Raw genomic sequence first — 20907 nt, 5'->3', positions numbered from 1 at the left:
TTAAAAAACGCATTTTGATTGCTTTGAACATAAAGAAAGAGAGAACGAATTTCGTCCTCTCTAGGTGTTAGCTTTTCATCTACCCACTACAGTTGACAAAGAGCCAAAAAAAGAGAAGGTCAAATGAACCTTCTCTGATTTAACTAAATTAGTTAGCTGAGTTGAAAGCAACGCCTTCTTGTCTCCAACCACGTGTTGCAAGTACTGCGTACTCGTTTGCGTCAGTTGTGTAAAGGTGTTTTTTAAGACCTTCGTTGTAAAGACGGTATACTGGTTTACCTTCTTTAACTGAGTTGAAGGCAACACCTTCTTGTTTCCAACCACGGCCACCAAGTACTGCGTACTCGTTTGCGTCAGTTGTGTAAAGGTGTACTTTAAGGTCTGCATTGTAAAGACGGTATACAGGAGTACCTTCAGTTGCAGAGTTGAATGCGATACCTTCTTGAGTCCAACCACGTTCTTTAAGAACATTGTACTCGTTGAAGTCAGTTGTGTAAAGGTGTACTTTAAGACCTGAGTTGTAGAGACGGTATACTGCTGATGCAGATACTTTCTTCTCAGATTTAGCTTCAGCAACTGCAAGCTCGATGATAGCACGCAATTGATCTTCAGTCAAACCGTTCTTGATAAGTTTAACACGGATAGCTTCTACGTCTGCTTTAAGGATTGCAACTGCTTCGTTCCACTCTTTAACATCCAAAGCAGCTTTATCAGCAGCAGCTTGAACAGCAGCCAATTCTTCTGCTACAGTTTTCTTAAGTTCTGCAACAACAACAGCTACACGAGCTTTTTCAAGTTCCAATTGTTTTTCAGCTACAGCAACTGTGTTGTTAAGTTCTGGCAATTCAGCAGTAGCAGCAGCAACAGCAGCAACGTGTACTTCACGCTCAGCTTCTAGTTCATGGATGCGGTTCAATTTTTCTGCAGAATCTGCTTTGTAAACGTTAGTATTGCCAGTTTCATGTGGGTTAGCAACACCAGCTTGAGCGTTCAAGTTTTTGATTTCAGCATCAATTACTGCAATTTCGCCGTTAGCAAGATCAATTTCTTGTTGTTTAGCAGCTACAGCATTTTTAGCAGCAGTAACTACGTCTACGAATTGTTGGATTGTTGCAGCAGCGTTATCGTCGATTGCTTTGTTTTCTTGCGCTGCTTTAATTTTTTGTGCTTCAAGTGCTTTTTGAGCCTTGTCGTTTGCAACGATTGCTTCGCCAAGTTTAGCTTGACCGTTGTCCAAGTAGTGAACAGCTGATGCCAATTCTTGGTTCAATTTAACAGCTTCGCTACGAGTGTCGATTACAACTTCACGAGCAACTACAAGCTTAGAATTAACGTCCGCTTTAACAGCTGGTACAGCTACAAATGTAGCAGCTGCAGCTGCTGCAGCAAGTGTGATATGTGTTTTTTTCATGATAAAAAACTCCTATAAATATTTATATTCGTTCTACCCGAACGTTACCATCATTATACTAACCCTTACACATTTTGTCAAGTTTTTTTTAAGATTTTTTTAAAATTTTTTTGAAATAGCTGAAAAACCGAACATTGAGTACTCTACTTGTGTCTCAACTCTATTCACCCCCAAACTGTTGGCAGTAAGATTATAAAAGTTTTAAGACGAAGACTTCGGAATTCTCCTTCTAGAATCGCCAAGCCTATCAAGGACTACTTCCTCTATATATTAAGTTTGTAGGAACATAAGCGTATACATCCATCTACTCTACCCCTGATTTCAAACCATCCAGTTGTTCCTGACTGAGACCCGTCAATTCCATAATCAAATCATCTGCGAAACTCTTACCCAACATCTGCTGGGCAATCTTGAGTTGACCATCTAACAAACCTTGTTGAAGACCTTGTTGTAGACCTTGTTGCAGACCCTGTTGTAGGCCTTGTTGCAAGCCTTGTTGCAGACCTTCTTCCTTACCACGACTTCTACCTAGTAAGAAAGAAGTTTCCAGCTCACCAAAATGATTGGCCGCACTGTAGGCCAGTTGATCAATCATCTTCTTCTCCTCCTCTGTCCATGTATTTCTATCCAGCAAATGCTCGGCTTTACTGATGACGTCTGTCTGTTGTTGACTAAATTCTCGATTGGCAAAAAATTCCATCCATAAGCGCTGGTTCTTAGCTAGACTTCCCTCACTCAACTTGTTCAACTCAATAATGACCATCTCAAATGGCTTTTTCAGCTGACCTTCTTTTCCAAAAGGTAATTCCAAGACCTGTCCGTTTTCCTCGGCTGTCAGGACAAAGGAATGAATTGGATGCTTGTCGTCAAAATACCGGCTGGCCACTAAGGCGATAGAATAGATAGGTGAAATCTTATCATACATATCATGGGTCCGTTTGACCTTGTCCCTGACATTTGGCAAGTCCTTGACCAAGTGTTGGCAAGAGTAAGTCCAGAGCCGTTTGATAAAGCTGTGCTGGTGAACCACCTGGATTTCAATGATAACCTGAGTCCCGTCGTCCAGTCTGGCTAGAATATCCACCGTTGTGCTAAAGTAGCCCTCCCGCTCTTTCTTGACATCGGCAAGGGTACCATTCAAAATCTGGACGGCTTTGGGACGAAAACCTAAAAACGTTTCAATAAAATCAATGGTAATCTCATGGTCGCTGAAAATCTTCTTAGCAGCAATATCTGCCATTGGGTTAATGCTATGTCGAAATCTTGTCAATTGTTTTCCTCCGATAAATAGAATTGAGAATCATCTCTATACTATCTATTCGAAGTTTCTAGTAATATTATAGCATGTCCGCGTATTTTTTTCCACGAATATAAGAACCTGTATTGGTAGTTCAGCACTTCACTTGTAAGTACAGGTTCAAAAAATTCCAAAGCCTATCAATGAGACTTTGGAATATGTGATACTTTTAAGGCAAGATCCAATTGACTATCTCTCATACAGACTGCTAATTGATAAACTGGATAAGACCTGACACCTTGTCATAATAGCCAGCAGTATCCCAATCGGCATGTTGAGGTAAGCCTGTTAGTGTCCCTGTAAAGACAACCGTATTGCTAATTGTACGAGCTTCGCTAGGGCTATTACCGACCTGTGCACCATCTAAAGTAGTTGTGATGCCATTTGAAATATTGAACTGCGGAGTTCCTGCCCAACTTCTAGAAGCATTGTACGTTCCATTTTGCTTCAGTTTAATCGAACTGAAACTTGCTGTTACAGCATCGCCTGTCTTACGCGCTGCGCCTTCAACTCGAAGGTATATATCAGAACGATTGGCCAAAACTGCATTCTGACCACGGACAACCTCCGTCCCATTTACATATCCAACATAGCTGCCATCTTTCTGCAAGGTCAACATCAAACGGTAGGTAGTGTTGAGATTTGCAAGATAGTTTGCTCTATGGTAGGACTGTCCACCTACATTATTGCTTCCAATATTTTCAATCAAGAAGGCTGTCTTGCCTGTATATGGTGCAACTGCCGCAGTATCAAATTGCAAACCAAAACTTACTGCTGCATCTGGTGCGGCCATAACAAGTTTTGCATGGTAACCAGTACCTGAGCCTGTCAAGGTCACGTCCGCTTCAATGGTATGGTTTGATTCTGTATTTGCAATCGTGGCACCTCCTGATGGAACAGATGAAGGTAACTGGCTAGTCTCTTGTTTCGGAGGTGTTACTGGGGTCGAACCACTCGATTGAGTCGGGTTGGTCGGTTGCGCAGGCTGATTGTAATACTGGGTTTGTATTGGGACCCCCACACGATTTCCATATAACTTAACCCCTTCTTGTTGCCAACCATGTCTTGGAAGTACCGTATATTCATTTTCATCAGTGGTCCAATGATGTAGCCCTCGCAAGGCTTGATTATAGACACGGTAAATTTTCGCACTTCCCCCAGAATAGAATACCGGCTGTCCGTTGTTATCAAGTGTCCAACCATGTTTGCTGGTCAATACCTTGACTTCGTTAGTATCAGTTGTATATAAGTGGTTTTGCAAGCCAGCATTATAAAGGCGATAGACAGGACTACCTTGGCCTGGATCTGGAGCATACCATGCTTCGCCTTCATAGCCCCAACCATGCTGGGTATACAAGACATCTTTTTCATTTTTATCAGTTGTGTAGAGGTGTTCTCCATTCTGCTTGTTGTACAAACGATAAATTGTTTGATCTGCTTGAACAGATTGACCTGCAAACAAAGATAGGGCTGACAGAGCGGTAACTACGCCGACGGACAGGGTCTTTTTCATATGATAACTCCTTGCTTTTTTCGCCATTTTAATATATAAAAAGGGGTTTGTCAATACCCCTTTTATACGATGATTATGGAATTTGTGGTTTTTGTTGTTTGGCTGCAAAATATTTTTGTAACAAGGCTTTAACCGTTTCCTCATTGGTGTCAGATAAGGGCTGGATATTACCCAAATCTGTACTCAACAGATAGGTATTGTCAAAGAAAACAGTATCGTAGGAATTATTATTTTCTTTATAGTAGAATAGCGACTCCCCTAAGAAGTAGTTAGGAACAGAAATATCCATATAATCCAACAGAGTCGGCACAAGATCTAGAGAATTTCTCCCCTCAACATCCTTTTTCTCTGCCCCAATTCCTTTATGATAGACTATAAACGGAACTCTATCAACATCTTGGTTTTCACGATTATAAGACGGATAGGCTGCTATAAAATCCTTATCCGCAAAGGTAGCATGGTCTGTTGTAAAGACCAATATCGTATTATCAAAGGCTGGGTTGCTATTAAATTTATCCAAAAACTGACTGAAATAATAATCAAAATTATAGAACCGATTTAAAAGTATGTTTTTCCCATCTTCGAACTTCTTATCAGCTGAATTAAAGGTCATATGTGTACCATAAGTATAGATTGCTGTTAAGAATGGAGTCTTCTGAGAAACCTGTTCTTCTATCGTGTCGTATAGAAGTTCTAATGCCGCCTGGTCTGTTAAACTCCCATTAGGCCCTTTCGCCAGGTTGTTCTCATTGACAATACTATCAAAATTGAAAGACTCTAGATAAGATGTGAACTGAGTATTGTTCGGCTCGGTATTGATAAAGGTTGTCTGATACCCCTTATCTCCCAATACTCCCTGCAAGGAAGTCAAGGTATTGGATTCATAATTATCTAATTGGTATCCTGAGTACAACTGACCGATTAATCCTCGATAAGTAGCAAAGGTATGATTGTAATAATTGTCGAAGGAAAGGGCCGATTCCTGAAACTTCTTCAGATTCGGCATAATACCACGTTCATCTTCTACAATATTTTGTGACAAACCTTCTACAAAAATCAGAACCACATTAGGAGTTGCCGATAAATGAGTTGGTTTAGGACGAGCATTCTGCACACTACCTCTATAGAAAAAATCCGTAACATTAGGAGCATTGGCAATTTTAGCTAGATCCTGCTGGTATTCGTAGGAATCCGCTGCTAGTTGGTATACTCCAAAAATAGGAGAATAGATGTTTCCACTCATTAAGGTGACGATCAACTCTAGCAAGAGAGAGCTAGATAAGACTGTTGACCAATTGATTTTTCTTGTTTTAACATAGGTGATAGGTAAAAATGTGAAGATCAGTATACAAATCGTTCCGAACACTATGGAAGCAAAATGCCCCGACAAAGATTCTAAGGATTCAAGGTTTGTCACCATCACCAAAGTAGTGAAACTTCCACCAAAAAACAGGACAATATTCTGCACATTGACAATCAATAAAAGAAGGCAGTTCACGATGTAGGCAGCAAGCTTTTTTTCTTTTATTAATAAGTTGCTGAATGTCGCAATGCTGACAACCTCTAAAACGGTGACAAGAATATAGGTCCAATCTGTATGGTTTTTAAAACCCATTATCGACAGAAGAACAGCAAAAAGATACTTACTCAATAAGACATACAGAGCGTACTCTTTCACCAATCGTTTGTAAGTTGCTATCATTTCAATTTATTCTCCAATCGGTTAGCGCAGTATTGATATGTTTGAACATTATTTATTCATTCCTTCCTCATCACAATTTATACTCATTTGCAAATTTTCACTTTATCATTCAGACACTATTTTCTCGCACAAACCTTGTTAATGTCAAGTGCAAGTATAGGTAAAACAATAGTAACCAGGCTGCACTTTGTAAGGTAAAACCAAGTATCTGAATCAGGGTTCTTTTATAAAAAACAGAGACCGTTCCACTGTGCGTCACACTTATCGTTGCACGCCCTTCATTTAATGCTTTTTGGGTAACATTAGGTTTATATTTTTTCTTATATTCCTGGAGCTCTTCGCTTGTTAAAGGGACATAGGCTATTTTAGGCTGCGTCCCCTTAGCCCCTGCTGAATATTCTGCAACATAGCCCTTGTACCAAATCCTCGGCAAGGTCAACTCTACACTTTCTCCTTCTTGATTCAACTGAACATCAAACATAAGAAGGTTATAGCCTTGTCGCACGTTCTCTACCTTAACCTGATTTGTGTCATAGATAAACTGATTGATTGTGCCATTCTGAACACGCTTATGGTTAATATCTAAATTAAAGTATTCGCTCCCTGAGGCCCAATAAGTGGTCAATAAGGGATTTTGAAAGGCCTTGTCTGCCATTTCATTTTGCTGTTTCATCACAGCAGCATTTGTCGCTGTTAGATTGTATTCTTCTTTGAAGTTGGCAAAGTTAGGTAAAAAGCTCAAGGGATTTGTCACTAGATAAAAGCCTATCTGTACTACTGCAATCACTTTGTATAATCGTTTTTTCTCTGCTAGAAAGAGAGCCGTAATTACAAAAGCTGGTATGAAGTAAGATAGTCTATTCGAATACTGGAAGACTGTTAAAAAGGTATAACGGAATACCGAGTACCAAGGTAAAATGTTTGAAGTAGCAACCAATAGAATTGTCGAAGTCACCAGCAACTGACGACCAATCTTGGGTAAGGATTTATAGACTACCCACCCTATTATTAGAAAGATTAGAGCCAGTGGGAAATAATAGTTCACAATTTCCTCAAAAAGATTACCTGCATCTAAGATGTTTTTTGACTTAAATGGGTAATCACGTAACCCCCAAGACACAAAGAAGGTTTGCGATAGCCTTTGCTCTATAAATTGCAAAACAAAACCAATAGAAAGGCCAATCGCTATCACAACCGACAAGCAGAAGGAGAGAATTTTCTTCAGTGTCAATCGGTTTATCGATAGCAAGACCAGTATGACGGAAGAAATGGCTAGTACTAGAGTTGAGATGATATGAGTCTGCACCATCAGGGCAATAATGATGCCTAAGGGGATAGGATTGAGTTTATCCTGAAAAATCACCTTGTAGATGCAATAGATAAGCGGAGCAATCAAAGGAGGAATCGCACTCATACCAAAACCAAAATAAGGGAAGGTTACTGCCATCGTCATACCAAATAAGAGTGACTTGGATTTATGCTGAGTCATCTTGTAAAGACAAAAATAAGATGTGGTAGCCGTAGCCCAAATAATGATAAAGGCATAACTTGCAAAAGCATGTGTAGCCACCTTGGTTAATAAATAAACCAGGGCTGGAATGTAGAGAACACCATTGCCATAAAACATGGGAACCGCATAACCTGAGCCATGCGTAAATAGAAAGTTCAGATTCGGCAACACATCTCCATTTGCAATAGATTGCGCCAATCCTACTATCCTGGCCATATGGAATGGATAATCATAGATTTGACTGTTTGTATTGATGGAAATATAGGAAATGAGCGTTATCAGCAGTGCATAAACAAATAGGGTGACGTAAGGGTGCTGATAAAAAATATTCAGTTTTTCCCACCTTGATTCGTTTCGATTCATCATATCTTACCTTTTTACACTTAACTATCCTGCTCAGCAAACTGATTTCCTCTATCATTTGGTCATCAAACGTCGAATAATATACTTAATAGCTCTTAATGGACCAATGATAATATATTTTAAGGCACCTCTAATCCCACCGATGTGATCAAAGTTTACATAGGTGTGAGGCAGAGCATCCGCTCGTTCATTGAGCAATTTATTATCAATAAAAGCTGTCAAGTCATTGGGATTTTTCACAATACGGAAATCATAGTTTTTATCCCAAGCAATGTAGACCAGTAATCGTTCGATGGCATGTAAAATAGAATTTTGAGGCAGGGGCTCTGCTGGCACATCTGCATCGGTTAGGTTCAAATCAAAGAGCGCCTGTAGAGCCTCGTATTTAAACCATACATATGTTCCATAGGACATCACAAAAGTATGAAGAGCATTAAAATCTATCTGTTTCTGCATCCCCATTTTCTGCCACAACTCATTCATGGCTGGAGCGATCCTATTCTCATTATAGGCATCGACTATTTTATTAAAACGGAAAAAGGTTGGGATATCTGCAATCACTAGCCCTAAATCAGACTGTTGTTCCAGATTGGCTAGAATATCATTTGCTGGTTCTACCAACATAGCTATCAACTCTTTCCGCCAAGACTCTCCCGCCCAGAAGTCTGCTTCTTTGGATTTTTTGGTATGGAAATGTCCAACATAGGTATAGGTCTGCAATTGCTCCTTCAGTTTCAACATAGGTAATACATCGCGACCAATATTTCCCGTTACAAAAATCTGAGCCTGGCTTCCATTTTCAGATAGTATCGCCTCTATCTCAGCTACCTTATTCTCTTGATCTGTGGTTATGAACAAGTCGTAACTAAAATTAAAGGAGTCGAAAGCTGTTAAAAATTCCTGCAAGAGGTCTACATAAAATACATGTAAATGAATAGCTACTCTTCCGTCGTTAGAATAAGGCTCTTGACCTGGTTTTAGGTATTTTTGTGCCAAAAGGTACTTAAAATCAGGGTAGTTGATTTTGGACATATGTGACACAATTAAATCAACTGGATAATCTGATTTTTCGGCAATCTCTTTTAAAATATAAGGCGTTATATGTTGGTTCCCATCAATGGTTTTAACCTTAATAAAGGGTACCCGATGCTTCAAAATAGCTGTCGGATTGTAGTAAGAAAAATCTGGATGCAGCATTCCTGCAGTATCTTCTTCTACTGTATTAAAGACCGTCTGATAACGAAAACCTGCTTCAAGTAGGTTTGTCGTAACTTGTGTTTCATAATGGTCAATAACATCCTGGACATTTGTAAAGTTTTGTACACTTTTCCAAAATTCTTGAAAGGCTGTTGATTGAACTACCTTATTCGAAAAGGTTAGGTAATAGCTTTGGATATGTTCACGAAACTGTTTGGTTTCTCGGAAATTGGTCATTCCCCAAAAATCGACCGTTTCATCCTCTTCATAACGGTGATAAAGCTCTGACATATCCCACAGCGGCCCAAAACAGGTATCATTCATTAGGGTTAGTGAATCGTAGTACTTTAGTCCCTCAAAGCCTATGTTTGTCATCCCATCACGCCAAGCCGCAAAATCAAAGCCAATATTCTCTCGACGAATAACTTCATCTACCAAATAAGATTGTCTGAGAACAGCTTCGTCCTCTTCTGAAAGCGGACTATTACTAATAAATACAACCTTTGAGAAGAGTGGGCGCATGGCTTCTAATTGATATTGGACATGGGAACTGAGCTGTCCATATTTATTAAAATGAACATATAAAAGCAAACGCTTCATTTTTTTCTCCTAAAAAAATTGATAATCTTTGTTGGAATAATCCAACGTCGTGAGCCAACAACTGAATGATATGAGATAGTAAGATTTTCAATCTCTTTTTGTTGTCGGCTAATAAGGGCTTCACTTTCACGAAGCTGCCGCTCCAATCGTTCACCCTCTACGGCTTTCTTCTGGAATTCAACTAGCTGCTCTCCCAAAATCTTAGCAATATAGTCTGGGGACTGCAGATCATCCAATTCACAGATAGTATAATTTAGTGTAAATTCTGTACCATAGACAGGTGAGATTTCGTAGATTAATTGCGGATCTTGCTGTGGGAACAAAACCATGTCTCCAACCAATACGCCATTGGTGTAAGCCGGTAGAAGAGTCGTTCGAGCCTTTTGACTAACCAATGAGATATTTCGGTAAAAACTTGGTTGCTCTGACAAGTCAATGCGCACTCGTTGGCAGTTATCAGGCAAGCTAAATCGAATCTCATCCTGCTTCAACAAAGGATAACGTAAAATATTTTCTTGACAGAACCCAGAACCATCCTTGTCAAAATAGATGGTGATTTCTTGAATACCAACTTGCGCAAGACCGCGTTCTTTTTTGGTCAAAATAACTTCGTAGGTGTTATTTCGTTCTAAAAGAATATCAAGCATTTCTCGATAATGACTAGATGGATATTTATCTAGATAGAATTTCTGGGTCGCCAACAAGGTTTGGAAACGATTCTCTATTTTTGCAAAGTCTACCGGTCGCGAATCAGATCCTTGGTTAATTGTATAGGCAACTGTAACTTCTGGCAAGAACAACAATTGTGTTCGTTGAAATAAATCAAGCTGTAAATTAAAGGTATCGTCAGCAGTGGTCAAATCTAGCTCCTGATTAACCTCTAGCATCAATTCTCTCTCTACAAGCCAAGTCGAAGCCATGGTAAAACCACGAGTTGCCAACATTTTTGCATAGGTATCCGCTAAGGGGATACTTCCACTAGTAAAGCCTGCCGTTGATACCAGCTGTCCATTTTCATCATAAATATCAAAATCTGTATTGGACCACTTGGCTTCTGGGTGTTCTTCTAGTAAGTCCACCTGCTTTTGAAGTTTATGTGGGTCTAACCAAAAATCATCTCCATCACAACGAGCAATATATTTGCCCTTTGCATGCTGACAGGCAGATACCCATGTCCGTGAGATTCCCTGGTTCTCTTCATTGAAAAGCGCTTGAATCTTTTCTGGATATTGGTTTTGATACGATCTAATGATATCTCTGGACGAATCTGTCGAACAGTCATCAACAAGAATAATTTCAACTTCAAAGTTTGTTTCTTGTGCTAGAAAGCCTTCGATAACCCTCTCTAACCACGGAGCCTTATTATAAACCGTGCAAATGATTGATACTATTGGTTGTCCCATCATTCATCCTCTATCTAGTTATTTTCAAAAGTCCAGTTACCATTTCGTTGAATGAGACCACTTGCTGAATCTAAAGCTGAAACATCATCTGGTGCAATATCTGTTCGATTCACCATGATAATCGGCGTCTGCGTCGCATCTGAAAAAGCCAGCATCTTACCGTCTTTATCACGCACCGTGACTTCCAACTTAAGTTTCAAATCATTAACATTAGGCAATGAACAAGAGTAGTGTACTACTTTTTTGCCTTTCCCTGATTGTAGTTGGTTCATTGAATTATCATTATAAATCCAAATATTGCGATCAATGTCTGTTAGAGATAGGGCCATATAGGTCTCAATATCTTGCAAAACAGTATACTCCATCCTAAAATGAATGGTATCTTTCGGAGAAATCTGGTTCGGACTCAGCAAATCAAGCTTGAAATCTTCAACCAATTGGATTTCTTTTACTTCTGTAGATTCAGAATCTAAGCCATCTCCTTCCGCTAAGGGTTCTGGTTGCGCTGTTACAGTATTATCAAAACTATATTGGTTGGCTACATTTTCTGGATTTCCAATAGCTTTTACCAAGCCGTGTTCAATCAAGACCGCCTTGTTACAATATTTCTTAACGGCACCCATGTCATGGGTAACCAGAATAGTTGTCTTTCCGCTTTTCTTGCGTTCTTGGAAATAGTCATTGCATTTTCTTTGGAAGGCTTCATCTCCCACTGCCAATACTTCATCCAAGATAAGAACATCTCCTTGCGCCTTGATGGCTACAGAAAACGCTAGACGAACCTGCATCCCACTCGAATAGTTTTTAAGTTTTTGGTTCATGAATTCGCGCAACTCTGCAAAATCGACAATGTCATCATACATAGCATCAATTTCTTCACGAGAGAAACCAAGAAGAGCTCCATTCAAATAGACATTTTCACGCCCTGTTAGTTCGGGATTGAAGCCGACTCCGAGTTCAATAAAAGAAACCAATTTTCCATTTACTGTCACCGTCCCATGTTCTGGAACGTAAATTTGTGAAATAATTTTTAAAAGAGTTGACTTACCTGAGCCATTCCGCCCTAAGATACCAAAGAAGTCTCCTTTTTCAACCTCAAAAGAAATATCCTTCAATACATGTTGCTCTTTGTAGCCTTTGATTCCTTTAAAACGATTGACCATGGTTGTACGCAAACTCTGACTAGCTTCTGTCGGCAATTTAAAAAACTTACTGACATGGTCAACCTTTACTGCAATATTTTTTTCTGTCATTAGAGAATCTCCGCAAATTTCTTAGAATATTTTCCAAACACAGTCACTCCAAGTGCAAAGACGATTAGAGGGATGAGATAAGGTATCAGCACAATCATCTTATTGTTAATGACCTGCCAAACAGGCAAATTCGCTTTATCGATGACAAAGTAACGCATATCTTGAATAATTTGAGCCATCGGATTTAGCATCATCAACTTAGCTGCCAATACGCTTTGGTCCATCACAAATGATAGGGAGTAGATAATTGGGGTTGCATACATCCCAGCCTGCATCACCACTTCCCAAATTTGTGCTAAGTCACGGAAACGAACAAAGAGGGTAGAAAGTATCAAAGCAATCCCTGTCGCCAACAAAAACAGCTCAACAAAAAGAGGAAGAGCCATTACAACCGTCCATGTGAACTGTACACCATTAAATAGAGAAAAAACCAATACAACCAGTAAATTGATGGAGAAGTTGATTGCCGCACCAAATACTGAAGAGAGCACAATAATCTCCTTAGAAAAGTTTAGCTTCCTCAATAAATCTCCGCGTGTCACAATGGAAACCATTCCCATATTGGTGGCCTCTGAAAAGAAGGACCAGATAACATTCCCTAACAATAAGGCAACCGGAAAATGCGGAACATCGCTACCTAATCTTAGAAAGTGAATGAAGACGACATACATAATAGCAAACAACATCAATGGCTTTAAGATTGACCAAAGATAGCCAATCACCGACCCTTGATAGCGTAATTTAAAATCTGTTTTTATCAATTCTTTTAATAGAATCCGATTTTTTGTGGAAAACAAATCCATACCTTTTTCCTTTCGATTATAGCAGTTCTGTAAAATCCTATTCTTCTGTGGAAAATGCTTCTCAATTCCCTCTACAGAATAAGTTTTTTTATAAAGCGAACTCACTACATTATACACTTAATTAACGCTGCTTGCAATATAACACTGTCACTAGCGGGAAGCACAGGAATCAGATACAAAAAACTCCACAAGTCTTACTAATGAAAACCTTCATTACAAAGACTGTGGAGCCCTATATTTCTAATCTGGAATTCTGCCTACTTAGTAAATCGATTTGTATAATCCAAATTCACATCAAAGAAGGAACGTCCTGGCAACAATTCCGCCTTAGATGTATACTGCCATGCTGCTGTCCGTGCGTGTAGAGACATAGACATTGCTTGTGCAGGGGTCATAGTAGAGTATGGATATTGCGCAACCCAGAAATTACTCATTCCAAACTGACTTGTTTGGATTGGACCAACCACTCCAAGAGAATTATCATCAAGCCAACTAGCTCCAGTATAGTGAATGAGATTTGAATAGCCTAAACGACGCATCTCTTCTTCCCAGGCCTTCATGTTTTCATTGATATTCTTACGAGTGGCATGCTCTTCGATATCGTTAACCATTAGAGTATGGGTCGGTAAGCCCAGTCGTTTAGCTGCAGCAACGAAATATTGTGCCTCTGCTTTAGCCTCTTCCTTGCTCGTGAAGTGCGAATAGTGATAAACAGAAACCTTGAGACCTGCAGCTAAGGCATTTTTTACCTGCCCTTCTGCATAAGGATTTAAATAACTTACAGCTTCTGATAGTTTAACGACAACACCTGAAATACCATTGGCAGCCAAGGTTTTGTAGTCAGCTACCGACAAGGTCCCATTATGGCTACTTACATCGATAAATCTAGGAATCTCTGTTTTTGTATAGCTAATAGCTGCACTTGTTTGAGCAACTGTATGCTGTTGACCCTGACTAGTGATAGATAGAGAAACAGTGTAATTTCCCTGCTCATATTTATGGTTACTGATCCGAACTGGTACTGTATAACTTCCATCAGCTTGCTTTGTAGCTGTGTACTGTTGAAGGTCATTTTTGCCATTAACATCTGACCATACAGTTGCTTGAATTGCTTCAATGCCTTTTGGAACATATAAATCTGTTATCCGAACATCGAAGAAACCATAAGTTCTGTCGATATTTTCGATTCTAACTGCGGCTTTTGGTACCGTATCTGTTATTTCTACCGTTGTTGTCGTAGAAGGAGAGACTCCAACTTTTGTACCGTCTGCTTGCAAAAGATATAAGTGAATCTGGTAGGTTCCAGTGCTAAAACCATGATTCTTGGCTTGGACAGATACTTTATAGCGTCCATCTGCCTGTCTTACTGCTTCATACCAAACCAAATCATCCTGTCCATTTTCATCTGACCATACTGGAACAAGTACGCCATTAACACCTACAGGGCTATCAACATTTGATACAATGATATCAAAAGTCCCATTTTGAGAGTTCTTATTCTGGATACTAACAGTTCCTGTCGGTTTCTTTTCAACTTGTGGAGCTGCTGGTGTGTTTGAGGCGTTTGAGCCACCTGCACTTCCTAATCCGTAGAAGGCAACCCCTTCCTGTTTCCAACCACGACCGGCTAGAACAGCATACTCATTGGCATCCTTCGTATACAGATGGACACGCAAGTCCGGCTGATAAAGACGATAGACAGGGATATTGCCATAAGAACGGAAGGCTTCTCCTTCTTGTCGCCAACCACGACCGGCTAGGACAGCATACTCATTGGCATCCTTCGTATACAGGTGGACACGTAAGTCTGGCTGATAGAGACGGTAAACCGGCTCTCCTTGATTTGAAACAAATCTCCAAGCCTCCCCTTCTTGTCGCCAACCACGACCGGCTAGAACAGCATACTCATTAGCATCCTTCGTATACAGGTGGACACGCAAATCCGGCTGATAGAGACGATACAAAGCTTGCTCAACAGTTGCTTCTGCTTGTGTAACTGTTGCTGCCTCTTGCTGAGTTGCAGTTGTTGAGGTTGTACTGCTTGTTGTTGAACTTTCTTCAGTTGCAGCACCCTCTTCAGTATCCGGCACTGATCGGAATGAAATACTCGGTTCTTCTGTTGCAACTGTGCTGGTCTCAGTCTGAGCCTGAGTTGAGGAACTTGTACTCGATTCTGCAACAATTGAGACTTCTGAACTCGTCGCCTCTGTAGTAGAAACTTGTGTTTCCGACACAGCCGAACTTTGACTTGTTTCAGTAGTGTTTGCTGCAACGGGTAGAGTCATCGTTAGCAAGCAAGTAGCTCCGAGACTTAAACTTTTCATATATTTGCTTCTCATTCGTCATCTCCTATTATGAACTCAAAGTCATTATAACATATTTCCTTAGGTGTTTTCAAATACTTTTTCACTGGAATCATCTTACTAAAAATAAACCGCACTTTTAACGGTAATAGAAAATTACCGATAAAGTACGGTTGTAAAACACCTCGCATCATCCACTTACAGTATAGATAGGCTGTGGATATCCTTTTTCTAATTTTTGCGAGAAAGCAAGGTGCGATAGACTTTTTTATCCAATCACTCTCGGCTTTTCATTCCAAATTGATAGCGATACTCTCTTCCGTCCCTTAATATTACCAACACTGACAATTGCTGGTTTTGGACATAGTAACTAGTCTGCCCCTCTCGAAACAAGACGCTTCCCTCGGTCACTATTGGTTTACTTTCCTCCTTTTTTTGAGAACTTGTTTGAGCTGGTTTTTCATCCGTTTGATTTTCTCTAGTTGATTGAACCTCCTTTTCTTCCTTTTCATCTGTTTGGCTAACCTCCTCCTTGGCAACTGCTTGACGCTCCTGCAAGTCCTCTTCAACCTGGTCCAAGACCATCTGAGCCATGATGTAGGCCGTCGCTTCTTGCCTTGCCACCTGAACCAAGCGACTCTCAGCTTCTTGGCGGTGGAGATAAAACTGAAGCAAGAGACTAAAAACTGCCAGCATCAAGAGGGCATAGAGCAGGATGCCAGCCCTAACTTTTTTCTTTAAAAGCATAGATAAAGGTCCGCTCCTCCCCATTTTTAAAGCTAAAGTCGATGCGCACCAGCTGGTTTTCTTGGGAAATAGCTGCGCTGTCCACCTGATAGAGCATGGGCTGGTAGCCCTGTCCCCTGTCATTTGTTTTCCGAAAATCATCCGACCGTGACTTGCCAAAGGCCAAAGCCTGACCATCCTTGTCTACATAGACCTTGTCCTTTTCAACCTTGACCAAGTCCGATTGGTCCCATTCCGACCGCAACTGGCTAGAAAAGACCAGCCACTCCTTTTGAATGGTTTGTTTTTGATAATGCGCTTCTTGGACCAGCAGTTTTGACAAGCCTTCAAAGACCAAAAGGCTACCTGAAAGGATGACTAAGGCTAGCAAGCATTCCAAGAGAGTAAAAGCAGGAATTTTACTTTTTAACAACCGATAGAACCTCCTTTCCCTCGTGGAAAACAATCATCTTATCTGCTGTTCGTTGAACCTGAACTATAACACCGTTTAAGGCTAGGTCATCTTGCTCGGTCTGAACAGCCATCTGTGCTAGGTTGAGAACTTCCTGTTGTTCCAATTCCCAAGCCTGCCGTCTACGACCCGCATCTACCGCTGATAAAATCAAGCTGCAAATGGTCACTAGGGTCGCAAGGGCAACCAGACTTTCTAGCAAAATGTAAGCCTTATTCTTCTGTTTTCTTATAGCGACCACTCCCTATATATAATTGATACGTGACTGTTTTTTGACTAATCCGAAAACGAATCTTGGTCAGAGAAGAATTTCCACCATTTTCTTCAAATGTGATGGTCTTTTCTTCCAATACTTCTACTTTTTTAGGCACCTGTACTGTTTGATGACCATTTGTCACTTCCTGTCCACCGATAGCAAGATTCACTGTTTGGTGGGAACTGGCTGCCAATTTCTGGCTGTCTTTATAAATAGCTTCAAACTCCCAGATAAAAATCTCTTCCTGAACAGACCGAAAGACCGTTTGCACCGTTCCTGACAAGGAAACTGCTAAAAAACTGACAACAAACAAGGTCAGCAGGCTTTCCAGAAGAGTAAAAGCCTTATTTTTTCGCCTTAGCATACTCTTCTGCTTGTTTTTCAGTAATATAGCCAGCAGCCTGTAAGTCTGCCACCGTTGCTTCCTTATCATACTCTAATTCATAGAGCTCCATCTGGCTTTCTACAACTTTGACGACAGCTGCCCCTCCTGACTCCTTAATCGCTTCTTTTTGCTTGCTCAAATTAGGCACAAATAAGAGTAGAAGTACACTAACAATGAGAAGTACAACTAACATTTCCACCAATGTGAAAGCTTTATTTTTCAATTTCATTAATTTTTTCATTTTATAACTCCATATTTTGATAAATCGGCAGCAACATGGCTGCGTAGATAAGAACGACCATTAGGGCCACAAAGAGAAAAACCAGCGGTTGAATCAGCTGCATGGCTCTATTGACCCGAGAGAAAAATTCCTCCCAACACTCTGCCGCGTAAACGGTCAACTCGCTCCCTAACTTGGACTTGACCTGACCATACTCGACAATCAAGCTCAGCTCCCGCTTGAAAAAGGTGTAGGTCTTGATGTGTTCATCAAAACTTCGACCATTAGAGAGCGCCACCTCCAGGTCCTGTCCAATTTCCCGAAAAAGCTGCGATTGCTGCTCCTGCATCAAGCCCACAATCTGCGGCAGGTCCAAGCCTTGCCCAATCAAACTCCCCCACTCCCTGGCGTAATAGGCCGTCAGATAGGTTTGGACGAGTTTTCCGAAAAATGGCAGAGCTGTTAAGCGGGAAAAGACCTTGATTTTATTGTTTTCCCTGTACCAAACAAGACCAGCTAAGACCGCCACCAAACCAAGTCCACAGAGGGATAAAAAGATGGTCGGTAGATGATTAATCAGCACCGTCGCTGCATTGCCTTCCTCCAACTGGGGCAACAGATAGTTTTTCAAGCCCAGCATAATCAAGAGCAGAAAACCAAGCAAGATAATCGGGTAGGTCGCCACCTCAATCAGTTTTTTACGAACCTTGCTGACATTTTCCAAATAGGACTGGATATGGCTCAAACTCAGGCTGGTATTGCCATGAACTTCTGCCAGAGCCACCTGCGTGACCACCGCATCTGAAAACCGCAAATCCGAAAGCAAACTCGAAAAAGGTTTGCCTGCTAACAGCCCGTCTGACAAGACCTGGGTATAGGGATCTGCCAGAAGCTGACTGCGTTTGAGGAAATCAACAATCTCCCCCAGATGAAAACCGCTGGCAAAAAGATTATTGAAAAGCTCAATGACTTTACGCTGGTGAGCCAAGGGCAATTTTTTCTGTTTCTGCCTGCCGAAGACTGATATGTCCTGCTGCAAAAAGGCGATCAATTTGCGCATTCCACTGGTCTGCGGAATGGTTTTGGTAATTTCCCTTTGCAAAATCTACTACACCTCCTCCCCCAATCAAACGTTGATAGGCAATGCCTTGAAGGGCATTGTTTAACTCCTCAGGGCTTACACCTAGTTCTAACATACGGGCATAGACACCTGAAATAGACCTTGCATGAACTGTTGAGAAAACGGTAGCTCCCGTTAGGCTGGCTCGAATGACTGCTCGAGCGGTTTCCGCATCCCGAATCTCACCGATAATGAGCAAGTCTGGTCGATGGCGGAGGGACAGTTTGATCAGATTGTCATAGGTAGCTCCGATAGCTTCATTGAGTTGAAGTTGAAGCATGTCCTCCTGTTTGATTTCGACAGGATCCTCGATGGTCAAAATCTGCTTGTCTGGGAATTTCAGCCTGGCAAGATGGTACATAAGCGTGGTCTTACCAGAGCCGACTGGACCCGAAAAAAGGTAGAGCCCTCGTCCCTTAATTTCTTCTGCAAGCCGCTCGGCCGCCTCAAACCAGAACTTGAGTTCCTTGTCATTGTCATAGAGCAGGCGGATGACCAGACTTTCCTTGCCACGATAATCGCCGACAGTTGATAAGCGAAGCGAAATCTCTCCGCTCCCATAATCATAGTCACAGGAACCCTGCTGACTACGGCGTTTTTCACCGACATTTAATCCTGCTAAAAACTTAAAATGGCTGATGATGGCTGTTACTTCCTCCTCAGCCAAGTCTTGCACAAACTCTCGCTCGTCCATGATCCGATGGTAGACTTGGTAGGCTTGACCACGAGGAACCAGATAGATGTCACTGACCCTGCCTGCCACCGCCTCTTCAATCATCTTTCTTGCTTTTTCTTGAATCATAAATCCTCCTCACCCTATCTATTCGCAAGGAAACTTGATTTTCCATACTTTTTTGTTAAAATAATAAAAAAGCTTGGAGGTTCCTATGAAAAGATTAAAAAAAGGCGACCACATACGCGTAGTCAGTCCCTCTTCATCTATTGAAAGAATTGGTGGTTTTAAAGCCAATCTTGCCGCCAAGGAAAAATTGGAAGACCTAGGCTTCAAGATCACCTTCTCAGATCATTATTTTGAAAACGATCTATTTTACTCCGCTCCGATTGCCAGTCGTGTTGCGGACTTGGAAGCAGCCTTTGCGGATGAATCGGTCGATGCCATTCTGACAACCATTGGCGGTTTCAACTGTAACGAACTGCTACCTTATCTGGATTTTGACCTAATCGCCCGCCATCCGAAAATTTTCTGCGGTTATTCGGATACGACTGCCCTGCTCAATGCTATCTACGCTAGGACAGACATGCCAACCTACATGGGTCCAGCTTATTCAAGCTTCAAAATGGATCTGGGGCAACAGTATCAAACAGAAGCCTGGCTCAGAGCCGTAACACAAGACTCCTATGACCTAATACCGAGTCCTGAATGGTCTAGCGATGCCTGGTACCTACCAGACGCCCCTCGCACCTTTTACCCGACTGAGTGGAAAGTCTACAATCCAGGCCAGGCCTCTGGTATTGCCATCGGCGGAAATATCTCAACCCTCAATCTACTGACCGGGACAGAGTTTGCTCCCAGACCAGACAACTATATTCTATTTTTAGAAGATGCGGAAGATGACGATTATCTCATTATCGCTCGTCATTTGACAGCTCTTCTACAAGCCTATCCAAATCCCCAGGCTCTTGTCTTTGGTCGTTTTCCAAAAGAAACCAAGATGACCAAGGAGATTTTGTTGGCGATTTTGGACAAGCACCCTATTCTCAAAACCATCCCTGTTCTCTACGATTTGGACTTTGCCCATACCCAACCTCTGTTTACCATTACAATCGGTGGTCAAGTGGAGCTCGACACCGAAACCTTTTCTATCAGATTCAGCTAAAAAGGATTGACGCAATGGTCAATCCTTTTCTTCATGGCTCACACATTTATCTTGCTTAAGCCTGCATGTACGCAAACGTGGAGGCGTAAGAGGCTTCACAAAGCCAGCAGGTGAGTTTTCTTTGGTTTCTACTAGCATGAGCGAATGATAGCGTTGCACATACTCAGCACATTCCTCACACCAATGCAGGTCTTTTTCATCCCAAAAAGCTGCCAAAGTCCCATTTTTTGTCTTTCTCATGGGAAAACTCTCAGACAAACACACCCATTCTTTTTGAAAGGCAGTATAGGCATCTTCATAACGAGTAAAAATATCCTTACTGACAATATCTTCTTCCCAACCATCTAAAAACCACCAGGGTTCAAAATCTCCATACATTTTAATAACTTGATACATAACACATACTTCCTTTTTCGTACACATTATACCGAATTCATCTGATTTAAGAAAACATTCTGCTTGTTAATTCCTTATCAAGTTATGTATGCGTTTTATTTCCGAATAATTAGAAAAACACATCCCTCAGAAAGAGATG

19 protein-coding genes are annotated in these 20907 nt (G+C 41.1%); 1 reads left to right on the top strand and 18 read right to left on the bottom strand.

Annotated elements, in window-relative coordinates:
• Positions 1-148: 148 nt before the first annotated feature.
• The 17 genes from C1G57_RS08300 to comGA form a co-directional block, all read right to left on the bottom strand.
• Positions 149-1411: a hypothetical protein gene (locus C1G57_RS08300; RefSeq protein ID WP_105114516.1), complete on the bottom strand. Its 1263-nt coding sequence runs from the start codon at positions 1409-1411 to the stop codon at positions 149-151.
• 304 nt (positions 1412-1715) lie between these two features.
• On the bottom strand, positions 1716-2681 hold the full coding sequence (locus tag C1G57_RS08295) for an Rpn family recombination-promoting nuclease/putative transposase (protein ID WP_105114515.1): 966 nt from the start codon (positions 2679-2681) through the stop codon (positions 1716-1718).
• A gap of 235 nt (positions 2682-2916) precedes the next feature.
• On the bottom strand, positions 2917-4221 hold the full coding sequence (locus tag C1G57_RS08290; protein ID WP_105114514.1) for a hypothetical protein: 1305 nt from the start codon (positions 4219-4221) through the stop codon (positions 2917-2919).
• A 73-nt stretch (positions 4222-4294) separates the two neighbouring features.
• The gene (locus tag C1G57_RS08285; RefSeq protein WP_238595259.1) at positions 4295-5899 is read right to left on the bottom strand and encodes an LTA synthase family protein; all 1605 of its coding nucleotides are present in this window, start codon (positions 5897-5899) and stop codon (positions 4295-4297) included.
• Positions 5900-6032: 133 nt separating this feature from the next.
• A complete protein-coding gene (locus tag C1G57_RS08280; protein ID WP_153045616.1) occupies positions 6033-7799 on the bottom strand; it encodes a hypothetical protein in 1767 nt (588 codons plus the stop codon).
• A gap of 51 nt (positions 7800-7850) precedes the next feature.
• The gene (locus C1G57_RS08275) at positions 7851-9593 is read right to left on the bottom strand and encodes a rhamnan synthesis F family protein (protein ID WP_105114511.1); all 1743 of its coding nucleotides are present in this window, start codon (positions 9591-9593) and stop codon (positions 7851-7853) included.
• Positions 9590-10999: a glycosyltransferase family 2 protein gene (locus C1G57_RS08270; RefSeq protein ID WP_105114510.1), complete on the bottom strand. Its 1410-nt coding sequence runs from the start codon at positions 10997-10999 to the stop codon at positions 9590-9592. The genes C1G57_RS08275 and C1G57_RS08270 overlap by 4 nt, the downstream gene beginning before the upstream one ends.
• Before the next feature lie 11 nt (positions 11000-11010).
• On the bottom strand, positions 11011-12249 hold the full coding sequence (locus C1G57_RS08265) for an ABC transporter ATP-binding protein (RefSeq protein ID WP_105114509.1): 1239 nt from the start codon (positions 12247-12249) through the stop codon (positions 11011-11013).
• Complete coding sequence (locus C1G57_RS08260) at positions 12249-13052, bottom strand: ABC transporter permease (protein ID WP_105114508.1); 804 nt, start codon at positions 13050-13052, stop codon at positions 12249-12251. The genes C1G57_RS08265 and C1G57_RS08260 overlap by 1 nt, the downstream gene beginning before the upstream one ends.
• Positions 13053-13309: 257 nt before the next feature.
• Entirely contained in the window at positions 13310-15391 is a 2082-nt protein-coding gene (gene atlA / locus C1G57_RS08255) for an autolysin AtlA (protein ID WP_105114507.1), read from the bottom strand.
• A 240-nt stretch (positions 15392-15631) separates the two neighbouring features.
• Positions 15632-16102 (bottom strand): competence type IV pilus minor pilin ComGG, encoded by a 471-nt coding sequence (gene comGG / locus C1G57_RS08250; protein ID WP_105114506.1) that lies wholly within the window; start codon positions 16100-16102, stop codon positions 15632-15634.
• On the bottom strand, positions 16080-16514 hold the full coding sequence (gene comGF / locus C1G57_RS08245; protein ID WP_105114505.1) for a competence type IV pilus minor pilin ComGF: 435 nt from the start codon (positions 16512-16514) through the stop codon (positions 16080-16082). Before comGF ends, comGG begins: the two co-directional genes overlap by 23 nt.
• On the bottom strand, positions 16501-16794 hold the full coding sequence (gene comGE, locus C1G57_RS08240; protein WP_105114504.1) for a competence type IV pilus minor pilin ComGE: 294 nt from the start codon (positions 16792-16794) through the stop codon (positions 16501-16503). The genes comGF and comGE overlap by 14 nt, the downstream gene beginning before the upstream one ends.
• Entirely contained in the window at positions 16766-17173 is a 408-nt protein-coding gene (gene comGD, locus C1G57_RS08235; RefSeq protein WP_105114503.1) for a competence type IV pilus minor pilin ComGD, read from the bottom strand. Before comGD ends, comGE begins: the two co-directional genes overlap by 29 nt.
• Positions 17154-17435: a competence type IV pilus major pilin ComGC gene (comGC, locus tag C1G57_RS08230; RefSeq protein ID WP_105114502.1), complete on the bottom strand. Its 282-nt coding sequence runs from the start codon at positions 17433-17435 to the stop codon at positions 17154-17156. Before comGC ends, comGD begins: the two co-directional genes overlap by 20 nt.
• A gap of 1 nt (position 17436) precedes the next feature.
• Positions 17437-18474, bottom strand: coding sequence for a competence type IV pilus assembly protein ComGB (comGB, locus tag C1G57_RS08225; protein ID WP_269088090.1), 1038 nt, complete (start codon positions 18472-18474; stop codon positions 17437-17439).
• On the bottom strand, positions 18386-19336 hold the full coding sequence (gene comGA / locus C1G57_RS08220; protein WP_105114501.1) for a competence type IV pilus ATPase ComGA: 951 nt from the start codon (positions 19334-19336) through the stop codon (positions 18386-18388). The genes comGB and comGA overlap by 89 nt, the downstream gene beginning before the upstream one ends.
• Positions 19337-19421: 85 nt before the next feature.
• Here comGA and C1G57_RS08215 point away from each other — a divergent pair, with 85 nt between their 5' ends.
• Positions 19422-20372, top strand: coding sequence for a S66 family peptidase (locus C1G57_RS08215; protein ID WP_105114500.1), 951 nt, complete (start codon positions 19422-19424; stop codon positions 20370-20372).
• 18 nt (positions 20373-20390) lie between these two features.
• Here the strand turns inward: C1G57_RS08215 and C1G57_RS08210 are convergent, their stop codons facing one another.
• Positions 20391-20768, bottom strand: coding sequence for a DUF1033 family protein (locus C1G57_RS08210; protein ID WP_105114499.1), 378 nt, complete (start codon positions 20766-20768; stop codon positions 20391-20393).
• Positions 20769-20907: the final 139 nt, after the last annotated feature.

Origin of the sequence: Streptococcus suis, from assembly GCF_002960425.1 — a bacterium.
Classification (GTDB): Bacteria; Bacillota; Bacilli; order Lactobacillales; family Streptococcaceae; genus Streptococcus; species Streptococcus suis_S.
This window is presented reverse-complemented; position numbering and strand designations above follow the sequence as displayed.